Source organism: Cryobacterium sp. TMS1-20-1, assembly GCF_004402355.1.
In the GTDB taxonomy this organism is placed as follows: domain Bacteria; phylum Actinomycetota; class Actinomycetes; order Actinomycetales; family Microbacteriaceae; genus Cryobacterium; species Cryobacterium levicorallinum.
Map to the genome: position 1 here is coordinate 1 of NZ_SOGF01000065.1, position 2,089 is coordinate 2,089.

Sequence of the window (2,089 nt, forward strand, 5' to 3'; positions counted from 1 at the left end):
GCCAGTCCTTCTGTTGATACTGGGTGCAGAACACCGTGGAGGTCTCGCCGTAACGGCGCTCCATTAGCTCCAGCAGCATCGTCCGCATCGATTCCGTCGGCTTATCCAGCAGCCATTCATCGATGACCAAGAGCGTGAAGGCGGCATACTTCCGCAGGAACTTTCCCGCCCCACCGGTTGTATCCTGGGCGGCGACCCAAGCTTCCTCGAGGTCGGGCATTCGGACGTAATGGGCGCGGATGCGGTGTTCGCAGGCGCGTTTGGCGAGAGCGCATCCCAGATACGACTTTCCCGACCCGGTGAAGCCTTGGAAGACGACGTTCTGTTGCCGGGTGACGAACGAGCAGGTCCCGAGCTGGGTCAGCACCTGCCGGTTGAGGCCGCGCTCGTCGAGGAGGTCGATGCGCCGCAGATCCGCGTTCGGGTAGCGCAGTCCCGCCCGCCGGATCAGCCCGTCAACCTTGGAATGCATGAACGTCGAGTAGGCGTCGTCGACGACCAGCCGGACCCGTTCCTCGAAAGTCAGGCTGATGGAGAGGATCTCGTCCTGGAGGTCGATGGCTTGCAGCAGCTCGCCGGCGTTCATCTCGCGGAGCTTGCGTTTGGTCTCCCCATCCAGAGCGCTCAACGGTTCCCTCCGGCGTAGTAAGCGCTGCCACGAACATATCCGCCATCGTCCGGTTCCGGTTCGAGGGTCTGCCCGGTTTTGTCTTGCCCGGTGTCGAGGATCGGCCGCAAATGCGCATAGCGCGGGGAACGGACCGGGCCCTGCAGCGCGAGTGCGCAGGCGGCCTCGACCCGGGCTGATGGGAAGCGGCGTGACAGTTTCAGCACGGCTAGCGCGGCGTCGAAGCCAGCCTCGTCGATGAAGACCGTCTCGAAGATCTTGGCCGTCACGGTGACCGTTGCTGGCCCGATCCGCGCGGCCCATTCCTCGATCCGGGGTCGGTCCCAGGCCTGGAAGCTGCGCCCCTCGGGCAAGTCCGCATCGTTGGTCCGATACTGGTTCGTCGTGCTGGCCGGCAGCAGCAAATGGCTCGCAAGACGCTCATCGCGCCGATAAACCTCCAGCATCGTCTCGGTGATGCGCAGGTCCACCAGCGCACCGATGTGGCTGAAGGGAACGGAATAGAAATTCTTGGCCCAGACCACGTGCGCGTTGGCGTTGACCTTTCGTTTATAGGACCACGTGCTGATCTCGAACAGTGCCACCGGCAGTGCCTGCAACAACGGCTTCTCCTCGGTGGTGAACACGCTGAGGCGGGACCCGACACGTTTCTGGAAGGGCTCCCGGTTGTAGGCATCCATCTGTTCCCGGATTCGCAGACGCAACTGCGCCAGCGAGGTGAACGTCTCCTTCCTCAAACCGGCGATGACCCAGGTCGCGACATGGGCCACCGTATTCTCGGTGCTACTTTTGTCGCGCGGGTGCCGCACTCTGCCGGGGAGCACCGCTGCCGAGTAGTGCGCCGCCATCTCCCGGTAAGCATCGTTCAACACGACCTCCCCTTCCTTCGGGTGGGAGATCACACCGGTCTTTAGGTTGTCGGGCACCAGCCGTGGGACGCTGCCGCCGAAGAACGTAAACATTGCCGTGTGCGCACGTAGCCACGCCTCCTGCCGCATATCCAGGGTCGCTTCCACGAACGCGTAGCGGCTAAACGGCAGGCAGGCGACGAACAGATACACTTTCGATATCTCGCCCGTCGTCGGGTCCAGCAGCTGCATTGTGGGCCCGGACCAGTCGACCTCGATACTGCGGCCGGCCTTATGGCCGACCCGCGACGTCGCCCCCGAGACAGCGGCATGTTCGGCATAGAGTCGGCAGAAGCGGTCGTAACTCATCGTCGCCTGCGCCATCGCTGCCGCGTCGACATACTCCTGGTGCAACAGCTTCAGCGTCACTCCTACCCGCGCGAGCTCGGTGTGGACCCGGCCCCAATCCGGCTGCGCGAAGACGGACTCGTGGACGCCGCGGCCGGGGAACAACGTCGAATACACCACGGCCTCCGACAACTCGGCGACGTCATCCCAGCCGAGCCCGAGCCGCTCCGCGGCATCGAGCACAGCTCGAATGCTGTGGCGGGAC

The 2,089-nt window shown here is 64.0% G+C and carries 2 protein-coding genes; both read right to left on the bottom strand.

Going from position 1 to position 2,089, the window contains the following annotated elements:
- Nucleotides 1–628 (bottom strand): ATP-binding protein (locus E3O45_RS16225; RefSeq protein ID WP_134444486.1); only part of this gene is annotated, 628 nt, incomplete at its 3' end.
- Nucleotides 625–2,089: IS21 family transposase (gene istA / locus E3O45_RS16230; RefSeq protein WP_134444488.1), on the bottom strand; the 1,465-nt coding region annotated here is incomplete at its 5' end. The genes istA and E3O45_RS16225, both read right to left, overlap by 4 nt.